This is a genomic window from Burkholderia sp. 4NA327C6, assembly GCF_005502655.1.
GTDB lineage: Bacteria > Pseudomonadota > Gammaproteobacteria > Burkholderiales > Burkholderiaceae > Burkholderia > Burkholderia contaminans.
The window spans coordinates 1-18294 of sequence record NZ_SCNZ01000087.1; the positions used below are offsets into that span (position 1 = coordinate 1).

An 18294-nucleotide genomic window follows, 5' to 3' on the forward strand; every position below is an offset into this window, starting at 1 on the left:
AACCAGCGGGTAACGAAGAGTTATCCACACCGGAATAGATGTACTACGCTGTCTCGGGGTGGGTCAGATTTAGATGAAATCGGTGGGTTAAGACTCGGTGGAAATCAACAATCGCTCGTATGACCGTATGAATGCTCGGTTCCTGCGTTGCTTTCGGCGTGCCGAATTCCCGGATGTCCGCTCCGGCCGAGAAGCCGCTGTCTGCCCCAGTAATGACAATGGCCCGTACACCCGCGTCGGCTGCTGCTGCGGCCATTGCCTCGACGATGGCGAGACGTGTCGTGTGCCCGAGCCCATTGACCGGTGGGTTGTCGAGCGTGATAACCGCCACGTCATCGTGCACCCTGTAGTGCGCTGTCATGTTCCCTTCCTTTGTATGTGCGGCGCACGGGACGGGGTACCGTGCATCCAGGTTGAGCTATGTCGCTGCCAGTTCGATACAGACAGCTCGATTGGATCCAAAATCAAATAAACACTCGAACGTTCGGCCTTTTTTGAAGGCGAACACGAAATTCTTGTAGTGCCGCTCATCTCGAGCCCCGATAACGGGCCAGTTCCATTCGCCCTATCTGATTGCGATGCACTTCATCCGGACCGTCCGCGATGCGCAGCGACCGTGCGGCAGCATAGGCGTGCGTCAGGAAGCGATCCTGCATTCCATAGCCCCCGCAGGTCTGAATCGCCCAATCGATGACTGTGCATGCCATGCTGGGCGCTGCCACCTTGATCATCGCAATTTCGCGTGCGGCCGCCTTATTGCCGATCGCGTCCATCTTGTGCGCAGCATCCAGCACCAGTAAGCGCGTCTGGTCGATCGAGATACGTGCGTCGGCAATGCGGTGCTGCGTCACCGTTTGGTCGGCAATTGCCCGTCCAAACGCCGTTCGCGACAGGCTACGTGTACACGTCACTTCGAGTGCACGCTCCGCGAGACCGATCAGGCGCATGCAGTGATGGATACGACCGGGGCCGAGACGCCCTTGAGCAATCTCGAAGCCGCGCCCTTCGCCGAGCAGCATGTTCGTTACCGGCACACGTACGTTCTCGAAGACGATTTCCGCATGCCCGTGCGGCGCGTCGTCGAAACCGAGCACCGGCAGATGGCGAAGAATCGTCACGCCGGGCGCGTCGCGCGGCACGAGGATCATCCCTTGCTGACGATAGCGCTCTGCCGCGTCAGGGTCCGTCTTGCCCATGAAAATGAAGACTTTGCAGCGTGGATCGTTGGCACCAGAAGTCCACCATTTCCTGCCATTGATCACGTATTCGTCACCGTCACGCACGATCGAGCTCTCGATGTTCGTTGCATCGGACGAGGCCACAAGTGGCTCGGTCATTGCGAACGCCGAGCGAATCTCGCCACGCAGCAACGGCTCGAGCCACGTCTTCTTCTGCTCCTGCGTGCCGTAACGGACCAGCACTTCCATGTTGCCTGTGTCAGGTGCCGAACAGTTGAAAACCTCCGGTGCCCATGGCACCCGGCCCATGATTTCGCAAAGGGGAGCGTATTCGACGTTCGTCAGTCCCGCCCCATGTTCCGAATCGGGCAGAAACAGATTCCACAAACCTTGGTCCTTCGCGTGCGCCTTCAGCTCTTCAATGAGCGCGATCGGCTGCCAACGGTCGCCGTCGCAGACTTCTCGCTCGTAACGTTCCTCGTTGGGGTACACATATTGATGCATGAATGCCGAAACACGGCGCTGCAGGTCCTTAACCTTTTCCGAAGGTTCGAAGTTCATCTATTCCTCTTCCGAATTGCGGCCGGTGCTACTGTCAAGCGGCCATCGCGCGTTCTGCGCAACCCCATCCCAGATCGCCCATCGCGGCAGCAAGTCTGCCGTGCTCGAATGCCTGATCGCTGCTTGCGTTACCGTCGAGCGCGCGCCTCATGATTCCTTGCCGAATCGCGGCCACGCGAAAGAAGTTATAGGCGAGGTAGAAGTTCCACTCACGTGTTCCAATTTCCTCAATGCCGGTACGGCGGCAGTACGCCGACACAAATTCAGCTTCATGCGGAATGCCCAGCGAAACCTTGTCGGCGTCAGTCAAGTCCGCCAGTCCGCGCGAACCGGCCGCCGGCAAGTGCCACGCGAGGCAGAGGTAGGCGAAATCCGCGAGCGGATCACCAAGCGTCGAGAGTTCCCAATCGAGTACAGCGACCACTCGTGGCTCATCCGGGGCAAAGATCATGTTGTCCAGGCGAAAATCACCATGAACCAGGCTCGTCCGTTCCGCGCTCGGAAGATGATGCGGCAACCATTCGATCAATCGTTCGATGGACGCAATGCGGCCCGTCTCGGATGCGCGATACTGTTTGGTCCAGCGTGACACTTGGCGCTCGAAATAGCTTCCTGTTCGCCCGAAGTCGCGCAGACCAAGTGCGTCGATATCGATCGTATGCAGCGCCGCCATGACGCGATTCATTTCATCGAAAACCAGGCGGCGTTCGTTGGGCGTCATGCCCGGAAGGCTGGGCTCCCAGAGCACGCGGCCTTCCACATAGCTCATGACATAAAACTCGGTGCCGATTACCGATACGTCGTCGCAATAGCAGTGCGCATGCGCGACCGGCACCGCGGATCCGTTCAACGCGCGTATCAGGCGATATTCTCGATCGATCGCGTGAGCGGACGGCAGTAGCTTGCCCGACGGCTTGCGGCGCAGGACATAGCGGGCGGATGGCGTCGTCAGCAAATAGGTTGGATTCGACTGGCCTCCCGAAAATTGCGATACGTCGAGTGGCCCGCTAAAACCACGCAAATTTCCGCCTAGCCACGATTCCAATCGCCGCACGTCGAAATCAGGGGATCGCCGTATGGCGGCCTCATGCGATCGAGTATCAGTGTTGCTTTTATCCATCACGTTATTGAAGCTTCGAGAAATCGGGACGACGCTTTTCCTTGAACGCGGCCAAGGCTTCGCTGCACTCGTTCCCTGCCAATTGCTTGTCGATCGCATCGAATTCCGCGTTCATTTGATAGATGACTCTCCTGCGCTCACTCATCAACCGTTTCGTCGCTCTGACCGCGCCCGGCGCCTTCGCAGCGATAACCGCCGCGATCGCCTTCGCTTCGGCTCGAAGCTGGTCAGCCGGCACCGATCGATTAGCGATTCCCCATTCCACGGCGGTCCGCGCATCGACAGAGCGGCCGAGCGCGATCATCTCGAACGCACGAATGCTTCCGATCCGCAACGGAAGCAGGTAGCCCGACGCCGCTTCAGGAACGAGCGCCAGGTCGACAAACGGCGCGCTGAGTTGCGCGTCGTTCGCAACGATGACGTAGTCGCAATGCAACAGCATGGTGGCGCCGACACCAATGGCTTTCCCCTGTACGGCGGCCACGACGGGAATCTCCATCGTCGCCAGATATCGGAGAAACCGCGCACCGCGGCTCTTGCCGATGCCGTCACGAATTGCTTCAGCGGAGAATTCGCTCAGGTCGCTTCCGGCCGAGAACGTGTCACCATCAGATTGGATGAGGACGGCGTTCACGCGCTCGTGCGCAGTTGATTCAAGCGCATCCGCAAGCGCGCCGTACATCGCACCGGTCAACGCATTCTTCTTTTCTGGCCTCGATATCGTGACGATCATCACCCGCCCGTCAACTTGGACTTTTATGTCGTCCACGGTGAAATCTCCTGTTTCGCTATACCCATTCAGACTCGATCCGCCGCTCAAAATCGATAGGAAACCCCAACGAATCCGATGATTGGATTGGCCGTGATTCGCGCCGTGTTGCTCAAAACGGTCGTTCCGTTGGCGCTGACTGCATCGAATTTTCCGGTCGTCTTTAGCGGGATGTAGGTAATCGATCCCAGCACGGACCATCTACCGTTGAGGCGATATGTCACGCCGGCCGTGAAGGCTGGGTTCCACGACGAGCTGGCCGATGCATCAACCCTTCCACCCGGTCCGGCAAATTGACCCAGTGCCCCGCTGAATGCGGGATGAACCTGGACGGAGCTGAACCACGTGTAATTCACGCCGACACCCAGGAATGGGCGCCACACACTGTCCTTCTTTCCAAAGTAATATTTCACGAACACTGTGGGCGCCCACACCCGTGCCGTCACCAACGGCTTCAGATCACCCACGGGCATTGCCGGCCCCTGGGGCCCAAGGGGGGTGGCGCCCCCCTGGGAGAAAAAATTCAGCTTCGGGGGAAATCCCACGGCACTTTCGATCGCAATGTGCTCCGTTGCGAAATAGGTAACGAGGAACTCTCCCGTGAAGGTGTTATGAATTTCGGCGCCTGTTCCAGGAGAAGTGAAAGTGCCGAACTGGGAACTGCTTTTCAGTTCTTGAGAGCTCGATTGCCTCATGTCGATCCACGCGGCGCCACCGGTTACCACAACGCTTCCCGCCTCCTGTGCGTACGCCGTACCCGCGAGACCGCACATCGAAATCGCCAGTGCGATCGAATTCAGTTGCTTCCTCATACTTCGTCTCCTCCGTTTTACGGCGACCTCAGTCCCGAAAGGTGCCGACCGGGCTCTCAATGGCCATCATTCGTCGGCATTTATTTAGTATCACGAATTACATAACGTACTTCTCCGAGTATTTCTGTCGATCGAAACTATCTCGCCTGAGCGATCCGCAGCTATCCGCGGACCACCAAGTTCCTTACGACTGTCGAGCGCGAAGAAGGTCGAGCGCCACGTCGACGATCATGTCCTCCTGCCCGCCAACCATGCGGCGTCGCCCCAATTCGACAAGGATGTCGACGGTCTTCAATCCGTATTTCCGAGCGGCGCCTTCGGAGTGGCGAAGGAAGCTCGAATAGACGCCTGCATAACCCAGCGCCAGCGTTTCGCGATCGACACGAACGGGCCGGTCCTGTAGCGGACGAACGAGGTCATCGGCAGCATCCATCAGGCTATAAAGATCACATCCGTGATTCCAACCGAGCCGTTCGGCCGCGGCGATAAACACTTCGAGCGGCGCGTTTCCGGCACCGGCGCCCATGCCGGCAAGGCTTGCATCGACGCGGTCGCAGCCTTCCTCGACGGCGACGATGCTGTTGGCGACGCCAAGGCTCAAATTGTGATGGGCATGAATGCCTGTCTCGGTCTCCGGCTTCAACACGTCCTTGAAGGCGCGAAAGCGCTCGCGTACGTCGTTCATTCCCAGTGCACCACCGGAATCGACGACGTAGCAACACGTCGCCCCGTACCTCTCCATGAGCTTCGCCTGCTGTGCAAGGTCGCGCGGGGTGGTCATGTGGCTCATCATGAGGAAGCCCACCGCCTCCATCCCGAGCTCGCGCGCGTACTCGATGTGTTGTTTGGAGATGTCGGCCTCGGTGCAATGCGTGGCTACGCGGACAATACGAGCGCCAGCGTCATAGGCGGCACGCAAATCGTGAATCGTGCCGATCCCGGGCAGCAGCAACGTCGCGACCTTCGCGTGCTTGACCGTTTCCGCCACCGCGGCAATCCATTCGAGATCGGTATAAGCGCCGAATCCATAGTTGAAACTCGATCCTTGCAGCCCGTCTCCATGCGCCACCTCGATCGAATCGACTTTGGCTTCGTCGAGCGCTTTCGCAATCGCCGCCGCCTGTTGCACGCTGTATTGATGACGAATCGCATGCGAACCGTCTCGCAGCGTCACGTCGGAGATGTACAGTTTTTTGCCGAGTGTCATGCCGTGTTTCCCCTAGGTCGTAGCATGGGCGACCATCTCGGCGGCCATGCGCTCAGCACAAGCCTTCGCCGCGGAGGTCATGATGTCGAGATTGCCGGCGTAGGACGGCAGATAATGCGCGGCGCCCTCTACCTCGAGGAACACCGAGGTTTTGAGCCCTGTCATACGCGCGCCCACACCCGGGATATTCAAGGGTGCATGGGCTTCTATCCGATCGAATTGCACCCGTTGCTTGAGGCGATAGCCGGGCACATAGCGATTGACGGCGGCGACCATGTCCTCGATCGACCGCTCCACCGCCTCTTCGTCGGCCGAATCGGACAGACAATAAACCGTGTCACGCATGATGAGGGGCGGATCGGCCGGATTGAGGATGATGATGGCTTTCCCCTTTGCCGCGCCGCCAACCTGCTCGATCGCTTTGGACGTCGTCTCCGTGAACTCGTCGATGTTCGCGCGCGTGCCGGGCCCAGCGGATTTGCTCGAAATGGAGGCAATGATCTCGCCGTAATGCACTTTTGCGACGCGCGACACCGCTGCCACCATCGGAATGGTCGCCTGGCCACCGCACGTCACCATGTTGACGTTCAGCGTATTGACGTGCGCGTCGAGATTCACAACCGGCACGCAGTACGGGCCGATCGCGGCCGGCGTCAGGTCGATCATGCGAACGTTTGGCTTGAGCCCCCGCAAGAATGCGTCGTTCTTCACATGCGCTGCCGCGCTCGTCGCGTCAAAGACGATATCGATATCCCCAAACACCGGCAGGCACGTAAGCCCCTCGACGCCTTCGTGCGTCGTCGCGACGCCCATGCGTGCCGCACGCGCGAGACCGTCGGAAGCGGCATCGATGCCGACCATCGCCCCCATCTCGAGATGATCACCGTGTCGCATGATTTTGATCATCAGATCGGTGCCGATGTTGCCCGACCCGATGATCGCGACTTTCAACTTGCCTGCCATGGATTCTCCCGCTCGTTAAAATCGATCGCCTACGCAGCGATACAGGAAACTTTGCCTAGCCCGCCGACTTCCAGCTGCAATGCGTCGCCTTCGCGTACAGGGAACATCGGCCCCAACGCACCCGACAGCACGACATCGCCAGCGCGAAGCGGATCGCCGAGTTGTTGCATCGTCCGGGCGAGCCACCAGGCGGCGAGTAGCGGATGGCCCAGGCAGGCAGCCCCATGCCCCTCCGAGACAAGCTCGTCCGTTTTCAGGAAGCGCATCTTGCAAGTAGCGAGATCGAGATCGGAAATGCGTTTCGGATCCGTGCCCAGGACATAAAGGCCGCACGAGGCGTTGTCCGCCACCGTATCGACGAGCGTGATGCTCCAGTTCTCGATCGCGCTGTCGACAACCTCGATCGCGGGCAATGCGTACTCGATGCCATGCAGGAATCGGCCCCAGCTCAGTTCCTCGGTCAGGTCGCGCCCGACGACGAAAGCCACCTCGCCCTCGGCCTTGGGCTGAATCAGGCGACTAACCGGAATGTCTGCGCCGCTGACAAACTCCATATCCGTGAACAGGACGCCGAAATCCGGCTGGTCGACCCCGAGTTGTCGCTGGACCGCAACCGATGTCAGGCCGACTTTCTTCCCGCAAATTCGTTTCCCCGCGTCGATAGCACGATTCGTGTTGATCGCCGCTACCCGATACGCGTCGTGCAGACTCTCGATCCCGAACCTTTCCGAAATCCTGGAAACCGGGATACGCGTACTGCGGGCTTCGTACAAGGCATCCGCGGCTTGCTGAATAGAAGAATTAGCCATACGTCCAAACCTCATCTACCAAGATCTCCGGCGCAGACTGACGTTCGTTCCGCAGCCTTGGAATAGGTGGTGTGTTTCATCAATAAGCTTCGAAATTCAGGCCGTCGGCAATCGATGCTCCTTGAACTGCTCTCGCAGTGCGGCTTTTTGAAATTTCCCGGTCGCGGTCATGGGCATGGCGTCGACGAAAACCACATCGTCCGGAACCCACCACTTCGCAACCTTTCCTTCAAAAAACTGCAGCAATTCATCTCGACTGACATTCGCGCCGGCTTTTTTTACCGCGACCACCAATGGGCGCTCGCCCCATTTCGGATGGCGCACGGCAATGCACGCGGCCATATGTACCGCTGGGTGAGCCGCTGCGATGTTCTCGATGTCTATCGACGAGATCCATTCACCTCCGGATTTGACGACGTCCTTGCTGCGGTCGGTGATCTGCATGTAGCCATCCGCATCGATCGTCGCTACATCGCCAGTGGGAAACCAGCCATCCTCCAGCGGAGACGTGTCGTTGCCGTAGTACGAATCTATGATCCACGGGCCGCGAACAAGCAGATCGCCCGCCGTCTTGCCGTCCCAGGGCAACTCGTGACCCTGGCCGCCCACGATCTTCATGTCTATGCCCGGAATCACGGCACCTTGCTTCTCGAGGACCTTTTCTTGCTCGGATTCGGAAAGCCCGGCATGCTGACGTCGCAGCGTGCAGCTGGCGCCCATCGCCGATGTCTCCGTCATGCCCCAACCATGAGCCACGTCGACACCCAATTCCTTGAAGGCGCGAATCATCGATCGGGAGACGGCCGACCCGCCGATACCTGTTCGACGGAATGTCGAAAACTTCAGATCGTTCGATCGCACATGTTCGAGCAGGCCGAGCCACACGGTCGGCACGCCCGCGGAGTAGGTAACCTGCTCGCCCTCGATCAACTCGTAGAGGGAAGCGCCGTCGAGCCTTTGCCCCGGAAGCACCAGCTTCGCGCCGACCAAAGGCGCGGAATACGGCAGCTCCCATGCATTCACGTGAAACATGGGAACCACCGGCATGATGACCTCCGACGCCGAACAATTCAGCGAATCTGGCAATGCGGAAGAATAGGAATGCAGAACGGTTGAACGATGCGAGTACAGCACCCCCTTCGGGTTGCCGGTCGTACCGGACGTATAGCAGAGGCCCGATGCGAGGTTCTCGTCCAACACCGGCCATTCGTAATTTCCATCCTGCGCACCGATCAATTCTTCGTAGCAGAGCAAGGAAGCCTTGCTAGCGGCGGGCATGTCCTCGCGACCGGCCATCATGATCCACGCCTTGACGCCTGGGCACCGTCCTGCGATTTCCTCGACGAAGGGCAGGAATTGAACGTCGAAACACACGTACGTGTCTTCGGCATCGTTGACGATATGGACGATCTGCTCGGGAAACAATCGTGGATTGATGGTATGGCAGACCGCACCCGCCCCTGGCACGGCGTAGTAAAGCTCCAGATGGCGATAGCTATTCCATGCCAGTGTGCCGATGCGATCGCCTTGTCGCACGCCGAGCGCCTCCAACGCCTGGGCCAGCTTACGCGCGCGGAGTTCGCACTCCCGATAGGTATAGCGATGAATGCCGCCGTCACTGCCGCGCGAAACAATCTCGACGCCGCCGCTGTATCGCGCCGCGCGCCTGATGATCGAAGAGATGAGCAGGGGCGTACTCATCATCCGGCCTGTCATTGCCATGGAAAATCCCAGTTAGGTCGTGATTCAACAGCCGTCGGCGTCGTATTCCCGTCGGCCGCCCTGCGCTTCTCGCGCGCGTGTCAACGCTCTTCCGAGAGGAAGGACGAAACGACTCGATTGAACCGATCCGCCCATTCCCATTGCGCCCAGTGGCCGCACTTCGGAAAGGTGTTGAGTTGCGCATTGGGAATACGCTTGACATAGATCATTCCGGTATCGAGCGGAACCACGCGGTCCTCTCTGCCCCAAATGATCAGTGTCTGGTGCGGCAGCGTCGCAAGACCCGGGTCTCGCCAGAGTTCTTCGATCGGTTGTCCGGATTCCAGGCGCATCGGCGGCTGCGCAATGATGCGCGGATCCATTGCCGCCTCAAGTCTGCCCTTGACCAGTTCATCGGTGATCGCCGACTGATCGAACAGGCTCTCGCTGATGAAACTCTTCACCTTTTCCGCCGTAATGCCATCGCCCTCATAGGCGGTCGCCAACGTGCGGATCGCGGGCGTGGGCCATTGGCCAAGCGTCGGGAAGCCGCCGGCCGGTCCCATCAGCACGAGCCGGCCGACACGGTCCGGAGCAATCAAGGCCATCTTCAGGGCAATCATTCCTCCGAGCGAATTACCGATGATGTCAGCCTGCGTAATGGACAAAGATTCCATGAGACTGAGAATCGAGTTCGCCCACCAGCCAGGAATCGATACGCCAACCGGCCTCATGTCGGATTTGCCCCACCCGGCGAGGTCCGGCACGATGACACGGTGGCTGCGCGCGAAGAACGGCGCGTTGCGGCTATAGTTCGACCAACCGGACGCACCCGGCCCCGATCCCTGAAGCATGATGAGAGCCGGACCTTCGCCCGCCTCCTGGTAGTGGATTCGGGTGCCTTCGAATTCGACAAACGCGCTGCGGAAATTCACTTCACTCATGTTGTTCTCCCAATCTCACTGGCCGGTACGGTGATGGCCCCACACGCTGATCCGATCGTGATTCACCACCGTCCACGACTCGTCGACGCTCACCGCTCCCGCACCGTATTCGACTTCGAATCCTGACGGCGTTCTCGCGTAAAAGGACACCATCTGGTCATTGGTGTGGCGACCCAACGTCATCGTGACCGGCACGCTCTGCTGCTCTGCGCGATCGAGCGCGAAGCCGACGTCGTCGATCGACGGCACCTGCAACATGAAGTGCTGGAGGCGCTTCGGCGCCGGCATTTCGGCGAAAGCCAACGTGTGATGCCTCGGGTTGCAGTGAAGGAAATGCAGTTCGAGCGTGCGGTCGGGACCGATCGGCATCGTGATGATGTCGGATAGCTTGAAGCCCAATCCCTGGCAGTAGAATTTGAGTGCTGCTTTGAGGTCGGGAACGAGCAGCACGATATGCCCGAGCCCTTGGTCGCCGGTTTCGAAACCGTCGACCACCGCCGATCGAAACGGTGCTTCGCCGCGTTCGGTCGCCCCCCAGTACAGTTCCACCGGCAAGCCGGACGGATCGGCGCAACGTGCCAGCCCGCGCACCTGCCGGCAACGTGCGAGTTCGCCGGAATCGCTTTCGACGCTGTAACCCAGGTCCCGCAGGTGTCCGGCCATATGCGCGAGTGCTTCCGGCCCTTCCAGTTCGAATCCGGCATAGGCGATGTCATCGCGCTCACCTGGTTCAACCGAAATCCGCCAGAGACGGTTATCGATGCGGTAGCGATCGCCGGACGCGCCATTTTCTCCGGGCATCAAACCCAGGAACTTGGTCGCGTACCGTTTCCAGGCGGACAAGTCGGAAGCGTCGATTCCGATATAACCCAACGATTGCACCTTCATGCGACTGTCTCCTGATTGATTGCAAGTTTTTCGAGCAAGCCGGCTCCCCCGCGGCAATCGATAAACCCTTGAACGGCCAACCCACCGTCGTGTCGCAGGACCGTTCCCGTCGCCGGCACGTTGTCTTCGCGCGACGCAAAGAAAACATAGGCGCCGGTGTAGTCGGCCGGAGTCGGCAGATGACCGATAGGCACCACATGGCGCGCCATTTCGACGAACGGCTCCGCCGGAATCGTGGCATCCGAGAGTCCGAGCGACTTCACGCCGCTGAGGTTCGTGATCATTCCCCCCGGAGCAACGGCGTTGACGCGGACGAACGGCGCCAATTCGAAAGCGAGTTGCGTAACGATGCCGCGAATTGCGTGCTTGCTGGCCGTGTAGAGGACGCCGCCACCGTCCGACTGAAACGACGCGTTCGATGCCGTAAAGATCAGACTCCCGCGACTTTCGGCCAGCGCTTTCAAAGCGGCCTTGGCGAGCAGAAGATAGCCCTTCACGTTCACGGCGAACAATTCGTCGAACGCCGAAGAGAGTTTGTCTTCCGAGAGGTCGACCAGTGCGGTCTTGAAATCCCAGATCCCGGCGTTCCCGATCGCGCAATCCAGGCGGCCGAACTGAGCGACCAATCCATTCACTGCGCGAAGGTTGTCCTCATACGACGTAACATCGCCCTGGAAGCCCATCACAGCATTACCGAGTGCATCGCGGATTTCGGCAATCCGATCAGCCGAGCGGTCAAGCACGCCTACCCGCGCGCCCTCCGAAACGAACCGCTCGACGATGGCGCGGCCCAGGCCAGATGCGCCGCCTGTCACCAGCACGACCTGGTTTTCCAGTTTTTTCATTTAGTTCACCTTGTAGCTAAGCAAGCTGCGAAGCTCGGTAGAGGAATCGGCCAGCAGATTGGTCTGCACCGCGATTCGCGACTCGACGAGCCGTTTGGCCGTTGCGTATTCACGCGGGGCGTCGACTGTCGCAACGCCTGCCACCCGTCCGTTCGATACGCGGAATACGGAAAAGGACGCGCCTGACTCATCGCCCCGAATAACCATCTCTCCCGAGCCGGTGAGATCGCCTGCAAGTTGAATCTTTCGCCCGGCGATTTCGGTCCACGAAAGCGCGGTCTGAGGCTGCTCGTTCACGCGCCCGATCATTGCGCATGCTGCGACGGCCGCCTGCGCCTGGCTGTTGAGAAAACTCTCGAGAGAGCGGCGCCCGCCTTCTACGAGCGGCCACGAGGCAACGTCACCGGCAGCGAAGATTCCAGGAATGGTGCTGCGGCCAGCGGCATCGACGACCACGCCGCGCATACACGCCGCACCTGCGGCTTGTGCGAGTTCGTCGCATGGCTGGGCTCCCACACTCAGGACAACGACGTCAGCCGGCAAGTACGCGCCGTTCGACAATCTCACGCCGCGCGCCCGTGCATGGCCTTCGATCGAGGCGACCGTCGCGGATCGATGAACGACCACACCGAGTTGCTGGAGTTGGACCCGCGCCCAAAGCCCCATCATTCGCCCGAGCGCACGCTCCATCAGTTCCTCGCCAGACTCGACGACAGTGACCGCATGCCCTGCCTTCCGCGCGGTGCTGGCGACCTCGCACCCAATCAGGCCACCACCGATGACGACGATCTCGCTCTGCGCCGCCAGCGCGTCTCGAAGCGCGAACGCATCATCCAGCGCACGTAGCGTATGGACGCCTGGCAAAGACACGCCGGGCAAGTCGACCTTGCGAGCCCGGGCGCCGGTCGCCAGCAAAATGCCGTCGGTCGCCACCGACGTGCCGTCGTCAAGCGCGAGTACGCCTCCGTCAATCGACACCGCGCGCGACCCTCGACGCCAGTCGAGCTCCAATGTATTCAGGTCTTCCGTCGAGCACAGCGCCGGCGGAGCGCCCCCGCACAGTGCTTCCTTCGATAACGCAGGTCGCTCGTACGGGTGCTGAGCCTCCTCGCCGACCAAGATGATCCTGTCGCTATACCCATTGGCACGAAGCGTCTGCGCCGCGCGTACACCGGCAAGGCCCGAACCGACAATCGCAAGCGGCTGTTTCATATGCCGGCCTCAGGTTCAAGATCGATCAGTACCCGGTCACCCACTACCTTGATCGGAAACACCTTGACGTCGCGTATAGCCGGCGGAGCACAGACCTTCCCGGTCTTCACGCAGAACTTCGCCATATGCAAGCTGCATTCGATCAGGCCGTCATCCAGATAGCCGTCTGACAAGGACCAGTCGCCGTGGGGACACTTGTCCTCGATCGCGTAGAAATCTCCGTCGATCTTGAACACGGCGACCACCTCGGGTCCGGCATCAATCCTCAACCCGGCGTCGCTCGGGACGTCCGACACTGAGCAAACATCGGTAAACGACATTGCGCTCACCCTCAAAGGAAGAAACTGAGGTTGTTCGCGAGAAACGTCGTCTGATCGAGCAAGATGCGCCGACTGACGATCTGAAATCCCGCGTCCGTATCGACGCAGCGCAGGCGATCGTGGCGTTCCCCAATCAAGTAGTCGGTTTGTCGTTCCGACCTGTTGCGATATGCGAGGAAGTTCGAGCGGACGAGGTATTCGCCCTGCCCGGCAGCGCTTGCGCGGACGTTCGTGATCAGATGCCGTGTGTGAGACGGCGGCTCCTCGGCCCATGCGGCGCCCGATTGGAGTTTGCGTAGACGAAGCTTGAGGTTTTCCTTGCTTTCGTCGAAATACGCGAGTTCATCAGGACTGGTCCATTCCACTTTTCGCTCGCGCGGCCCCACATTGCGGCGGATCGGCATCACGTAACGGAGGTCGTCGGCCATCAGCTCGATCCACGCCGCGATGTTCCTGCCGTCGAGAAGCTCGGCTTCGAGAAAGAGGAACTGTTCGATCGCAAAGTGCTCTGCTGCCGAAACGGCGTTCGCGCGCGTCGAGGCGATTTCGTTAGCAACCATGGCCGGCCTCCTTGGCGCACGTATCGCGTTGCGTCGGAATACACATCAACTTGAGCCAGTGGCTATAGAGTCGCCGTGCGGCCTCCTCGCTGTAGCAGCCCTCGACAGTGCCGGGGAACGCGGGATCCGCAGCGGGATTGATATCCTTACCCATCTGAATGCTCATGGTGGTACGGCGCGCCTGATGTCCGCGCAGCACACGCTGGATCTCGACCCAGTTCTCGCCGTCGTCCTGTTCCCAGGTTCCAGCCGGAGAGAAAGTACGCAACGTGGCTTGCCGGAGTTGCTCCTTCTCGGCAGGTGAAGCGTCGGAGTCGACCAGACAGAACGCCCAGACCTCGATTTCGCCAGGGCCGCGCGGATGCCAGACGCGGCAGCTGTGCACGCCTCCGAAAAATGAGAACGTGGGAAACACGGTCATGTGTTGCGCGGTCACCGCGCTCACGCCCGCATTGTGAGCGGCATGCCGCTGAGCAAGGGCCACCGAATCGTACCCCGGCTCGCGCTGGCCAGCCTGCGACACAATCCAGTCTTCATGAAGGCCCGGGGCAAGGAAAAAGCCCGTGCCATGTCCTTGGTCCGATAACAGTTGACGGCCCGGCAGCGGCAGTTCCTTGCCCGCATACTCCGGTGTTGTCGCGACTTGCACAGACACATGCGACATGACCCCGTGGTGCATATCGCTGGCGAATTGCTCAGCGGCAAGTTTCCAGTTGCAGGGGATGACCCACTTGTAGATCCCGCCGATCGGCTCCGTACCGGCAGGCGACCGATCGAGCAGTGCGTCCAGGTACAGCGCAGCTTCGCCGAGCGATTCTTTCAGCGATTGCGCATGCTCGTCCCAGTTGGCGAAGATCAGGCCCTTGTAGCTTTCAACTCGAGGGACGCGCCTTGCAGGCCACTCTTCCTTGTTGAAACACGGCCCGTAGTGCTCCTCTGACGGGACGTTCACGAGAGCGCCGTCAATCCCATAGGCCCAACCGTGGTAACTGCATGTGAATGCCTTTGCGTTGCCCTGATCCGCACGGCAAATCTTCATGCCGCGATGACGGCACTGATTGAGCAAGACGGCGACCGACCCGTCCTTTTGCCGAACTGCAACGACGGGATCTTCCGCCATGTACGTGGAGAAGAAATCCCCGGTCTTGGGAATATGTTTCTCGTGAGCGATGAACAGCCACGACCGCCCGAAAATGCGATCCAGTTCCTGCTCGTAGATACCCTGGTCGGAGTAGACCAGCGGACTGATCGTCCCCGCCTCTTCGTCGAACAGCGCAGAAGCAGGATGGCCTTGAATGGTGGTATCAGGCACTTGCGTCTCCTAGATAGTTGCCCATGGCGAAGCATCGGCTCTTATTGCGGTATGCGGCCGTTGGTGTAAGCGTCGCGCGCATTTCCGTTACAGGAACAATAGGCGTTCTCGAACTGTCCGCCTTTGCTCACAGCGCGGAAAAGCTTTGCTTGTCGGGCAGCGACATCCGCGGATCACATGGCGATGCTTCGCGCGACAGCATCGATGGACGATGCTGCCGGCTGCAGAGTGGAAACGTTGGGAGGGATGCCCGGTGTGACGGCATGACGAGCGTCATGCCGCAGAGGGCGATGGACTTTAGTTGATCGCGCGTTCGCGCGGTGGAACGTGGTGCGTCAGCGCGGGCACGGGCACGGGCACGCGGATGCTCACATGACTTCCAGCTGGACGCCCCTTTCAGCGTCGACTGACGAAAGGCCCTCGCGGCGGATACGATCTCTCAGTTGGCCCGGACTTTCGCCAAATCGATTCTTGAAGGCTCGATTGAAGTGGCTAATGTTCTTGAATCCTTCTTCGTACGCAACCTGGCAAATTGTTTCCTTAACCTGGCTTCTGAGAAGCAATCGTCTTCTGCATCGCTCGAGTCGCTCCGCGATGATCCACTCCGTTACCGTCGTCTGACATTGAGCGAAGAGTTCATTCAGGCGACGCACGCTTATGCCCATGGCGCTTGCGATGGAGGATGGGGTAAGGGTGTCGTCGTGCAACCTAGCGACGACGTGAGATTTGATCCGCTGCAGAGTCGCGCGACTATACATCGTTGCACGTCCCTCTCTCGCCACGACCGAACTGGCGCTTACCGCCGCCACGATGAGATCCAGCAAGCTGCTCTCCAACCACGGGACGCTATCGCCTGCAATCGAGTTCGCCGACTCGTATGTGGTCAGCAGCGTTCTCAACAGCACATGCATGATCCCGTGCCGGCTATCGAATTTTCTGTCTACCGCATCCTGAAAGATCACGCGTCGAATGTGTGATTCGATTTTCGGAAGACGTACCCATAGCCCATCAAAGCCTGCCGAGAACTCCATCCGGCTAGGATGCTCCGGGCCGATGAGCGCAATGTCGCCCTCGGCCAGCGTGTAGTAGCTGTTCCCGATCTCGCATGACAGTTGACTTGCCAGAACGACAACCAGAATCAACTCGTCCTGCCCTCCTCTGCCGCTTTTCGAATCTCGACGGATTCCAAACGGACGACTGGAGGTCGCCGCCTCGGAGCGCAGCATTTCAATGCTGCTTAATCGGCGCCTCGTAATCTTTCCGACCGGCTCAAGCCGATTCCGGGAAGCCTCGAGTTCCAACCGCTCGCCGTCAAACGCCTCGCACAACCGCTGCGATGTCAGACGCTCGAAGTCTTGTGGATCGGACGACAACTGTTGAACAGGTGCGTACATGTGTCTCCCCCATCATTAGTGGGTCATTTACGTTGTATTCCCTTCTCGTGCCGCGCTACTGTGGAGCGTAGCTGAGCGCCCTCCAGACAGCCTTCGTCGCAGCGCGAAGTGCTTCATCGTCTGAAGATGCGCCATGTGCCGGCCGGACTAAAACGATCAAACCGGCCAAATGGGAGTACAGCAGACGACCGCGTAATGCGCACTCCCGCGGTGTAAGCGATCGATTGATCTTGGCCAGCAATCGAGCGAACGTCTCCTGAAATCGACGGTTGAAACTTGCAACCAAGTCTCGGGCAAATTCTTCGCGCTCGGCCATGCTCCAGACTTCCAGGCAAAATGGTGCAATGTGTGTGCCACGCTTGACCAACTCGTCAAAGGCGATATCTGCGATGGCATCTAGCCGAGCCTCCGGCGATAGATCATCGTCGTCGACCACACTTTCATAGAGCGTCAGATATCGTGTTGCCACGGCCTCCGACGCCGCTCGCAAAAGGTCTTCTCTGGTCGGAAAGTAGTACTGCAAGGTCGCCAGGTGGATCCCAACATCGCTCGCCACGCGGCGCAAAGCGAACCCGACGTTACCGTACTGCGCGAGCACATTGATCGCGGCCTCCACGATTTCGGGGATTCTTGTCGTTCTGTTGCCGCGGCGCTTTGGCTCGTCGGCCAACTCTTTGGCCCCTGTCAGTTCAATCGCCAGTTCCCTCATCTTTGACCTCTTGCCGGCAGCCGCCGGTGTGCGCTTCGGACAGTCCAACCGCTCAAATATCGACCTTCCCTCGACCGAGCGATCGCAGTCAGTTCATCGGTCCTCGCCCAAGCCACCATGACGAGCAACCACCTTGTCACAAAGAATATGTCACGCGACTGATAATTACCAGTCAATCGAGCACTCAAAGATCCGACCCCATCCATATTCCTTCTATTTATCAGATGGATAGGTGAATTTCCTAGGGGTCATGACATTGATATATCAGTCGCATGACTGTATAAATCAGTCATGCGACTGATAATTGCCGCCCGACACCAGCCCGGAAGTCAAGTTACCCGAGGGCAAATCGGAGCACCCGCGCCTTGGCGGTACCGTATGCGCTAAGGTGCGGACTCACAAGGTGGTCGAGTCGCGGTGACGGGTCATGGAGAGTGCGATGAACTACGACGGGTATTGTTTGCGCAGGTTGATCGACAAGTGGCTTGCCCCCTCCGACACGTCACCGATTCGCATCAAGCGCTTCCAGCTCAGCGACAAGGTATATCGTGAAGGACGCTGTGTCTGTGTTGAGTCCGCCAAGCCTGACCGATCGTTGGCGATATTTTTCTTCCGACACGATGACGGCTTATGGTACGTATTCCCCCCAGCTGCAACGCGACCGGCGATGCGCGCCGCTTGACCTGATGACTGAGTTCCCAGATAGCAGTCGCGCACCGCCCGATGCTCAGCTCTACTTCCTATTCATCGAGCCAGGAGCCGTCCGGATGCGGGATTACTGCTGCACACTGGCCATCACACCGCTGTTACGTGAACTGTTTCTGTTGATTTCCACCGAGTCTTAACCCACCGATTTCATCTAAATCTGACCCACCCTGAGACAGCGTAGTACATCTATTCCGGTGTGGATAACTCTTCGTTACCCGCTGGTTTTGCTGCTCTTTTTCTTGTTGTCTTTGCCTTGGCAGAACTGGTCCTGAAGCGCCACGA

At 59.3% G+C, this 18294-nt stretch carries 18 protein-coding genes and 1 pseudogene; 1 reads left to right on the plus strand and 18 read right to left on the minus strand.

All coding sequences use genetic code 11. The annotated features are described in order from the left end of the window. Positions 1-109 precede the first annotated feature (109 nt). From FFS49_RS40555 to FFS49_RS40640, 18 genes and pseudogenes are all read right to left on the minus strand, one after another. Positions 110-361 (minus strand): annotated as a pseudogene (locus FFS49_RS40555) (enoyl-CoA hydratase-related protein); the annotation flags it as partial. Between the two features lie 166 nt (positions 362-527). Next, entirely contained in the window at positions 528-1739 is a 1212-nt protein-coding gene (locus FFS49_RS40560) for an acyl-CoA dehydrogenase family protein (protein WP_105819075.1), read from the minus strand. Between the two features lie 34 nt (positions 1740-1773). Beyond that, positions 1774-2859 (minus strand): phosphotransferase, encoded by a 1086-nt coding sequence (locus FFS49_RS40565; RefSeq protein WP_224755803.1) that lies wholly within the window; start codon positions 2857-2859, stop codon positions 1774-1776. A 4-nt stretch (positions 2860-2863) separates the two neighbouring features. Then, the gene (locus FFS49_RS40570) at positions 2864-3628 is read right to left on the minus strand and encodes an enoyl-CoA hydratase-related protein (protein WP_105819073.1); all 765 of its coding nucleotides are present in this window, start codon (positions 3626-3628) and stop codon (positions 2864-2866) included. 47 nt (positions 3629-3675) lie between these two features. Beyond that, positions 3676-4440, minus strand: coding sequence for an OmpW family outer membrane protein (locus FFS49_RS40575; protein ID WP_105819072.1), 765 nt, complete (start codon positions 4438-4440; stop codon positions 3676-3678). Positions 4441-4624: 184 nt separating this feature from the next. Next, positions 4625-5647 (minus strand): 4-hydroxy-2-oxovalerate aldolase, encoded by a 1023-nt coding sequence (dmpG, locus tag FFS49_RS40580; protein WP_105819071.1) that lies wholly within the window; start codon positions 5645-5647, stop codon positions 4625-4627. Positions 5648-5659: 12 nt separating this feature from the next. After that, positions 5660-6610 carry an acetaldehyde dehydrogenase (acetylating) gene (locus tag FFS49_RS40585; protein WP_105819070.1) on the minus strand — a complete coding sequence of 317 codons (951 nt, stop codon included), beginning with the start codon at positions 6608-6610 and terminating at the stop codon, positions 5660-5662. A gap of 29 nt (positions 6611-6639) precedes the next feature. Further along, positions 6640-7419 carry a fumarylacetoacetate hydrolase family protein gene (locus tag FFS49_RS40590; RefSeq protein WP_105819076.1) on the minus strand — a complete coding sequence of 260 codons (780 nt, stop codon included), beginning with the start codon at positions 7417-7419 and terminating at the stop codon, positions 6640-6642. A 96-nt stretch (positions 7420-7515) separates the two neighbouring features. Next, on the minus strand, positions 7516-9141 hold the full coding sequence (locus tag FFS49_RS40595) for a 3-(methylthio)propionyl-CoA ligase (protein ID WP_105819069.1): 1626 nt from the start codon (positions 9139-9141) through the stop codon (positions 7516-7518). Positions 9142-9221: 80 nt separating this feature from the next. Then, the gene (locus FFS49_RS40600; protein ID WP_105819068.1) at positions 9222-10064 is read right to left on the minus strand and encodes an alpha/beta fold hydrolase; all 843 of its coding nucleotides are present in this window, start codon (positions 10062-10064) and stop codon (positions 9222-9224) included. Between the two features lie 15 nt (positions 10065-10079). Further along, complete coding sequence (locus tag FFS49_RS40605) at positions 10080-10952, minus strand: VOC family protein (RefSeq protein ID WP_105819067.1); 873 nt, start codon at positions 10950-10952, stop codon at positions 10080-10082. Beyond that, positions 10949-11797, minus strand: a complete 849-nt coding sequence (gene hcaB, locus FFS49_RS40610) for a 3-(cis-5,6-dihydroxycyclohexa-1,3-dien-1-yl)propanoate dehydrogenase (RefSeq protein ID WP_105819066.1) — start codon at positions 11795-11797, stop codon at positions 10949-10951. Before hcaB ends, FFS49_RS40605 begins: the two co-directional genes overlap by 4 nt. Further along, the gene (locus FFS49_RS40615) at positions 11798-13009 is read right to left on the minus strand and encodes an FAD-dependent oxidoreductase (RefSeq protein WP_105819065.1); all 1212 of its coding nucleotides are present in this window, start codon (positions 13007-13009) and stop codon (positions 11798-11800) included. Then, a complete protein-coding gene (locus tag FFS49_RS40620; protein ID WP_105819064.1) occupies positions 13006-13329 on the minus strand; it encodes a bifunctional 3-phenylpropionate/cinnamic acid dioxygenase ferredoxin subunit in 324 nt (107 codons plus the stop codon). The genes FFS49_RS40615 and FFS49_RS40620 overlap by 4 nt, the downstream gene beginning before the upstream one ends. Before the next feature lie 11 nt (positions 13330-13340). After that, positions 13341-13889 carry a 3-phenylpropionate/cinnamic acid dioxygenase subunit beta gene (locus FFS49_RS40625; RefSeq protein ID WP_105819063.1) on the minus strand — a complete coding sequence of 183 codons (549 nt, stop codon included), beginning with the start codon at positions 13887-13889 and terminating at the stop codon, positions 13341-13343. Next, a complete protein-coding gene (locus FFS49_RS40630) occupies positions 13879-15201 on the minus strand; it encodes an aromatic ring-hydroxylating dioxygenase subunit alpha (protein ID WP_105819062.1) in 1323 nt (440 codons plus the stop codon). The genes FFS49_RS40625 and FFS49_RS40630 overlap by 11 nt, the downstream gene beginning before the upstream one ends. A gap of 368 nt (positions 15202-15569) precedes the next feature. Next, positions 15570-16595, minus strand: a complete 1026-nt coding sequence (locus tag FFS49_RS40635) for a helix-turn-helix domain-containing protein (protein ID WP_105819061.1) — start codon at positions 16593-16595, stop codon at positions 15570-15572. 55 nt (positions 16596-16650) lie between these two features. Beyond that, entirely contained in the window at positions 16651-17304 is a 654-nt protein-coding gene (locus FFS49_RS40640; RefSeq protein ID WP_105819060.1) for a TetR/AcrR family transcriptional regulator, read from the minus strand. Between the two features lie 548 nt (positions 17305-17852). Between FFS49_RS40640 and FFS49_RS43085 the strand changes: the two genes are divergently transcribed. Beyond that, positions 17853-18149 (plus strand): hypothetical protein, encoded by a 297-nt coding sequence (locus FFS49_RS43085; protein ID WP_171026912.1) that lies wholly within the window; start codon positions 17853-17855, stop codon positions 18147-18149. The last annotated feature ends 145 nt before the right edge of the window (positions 18150-18294 follow it).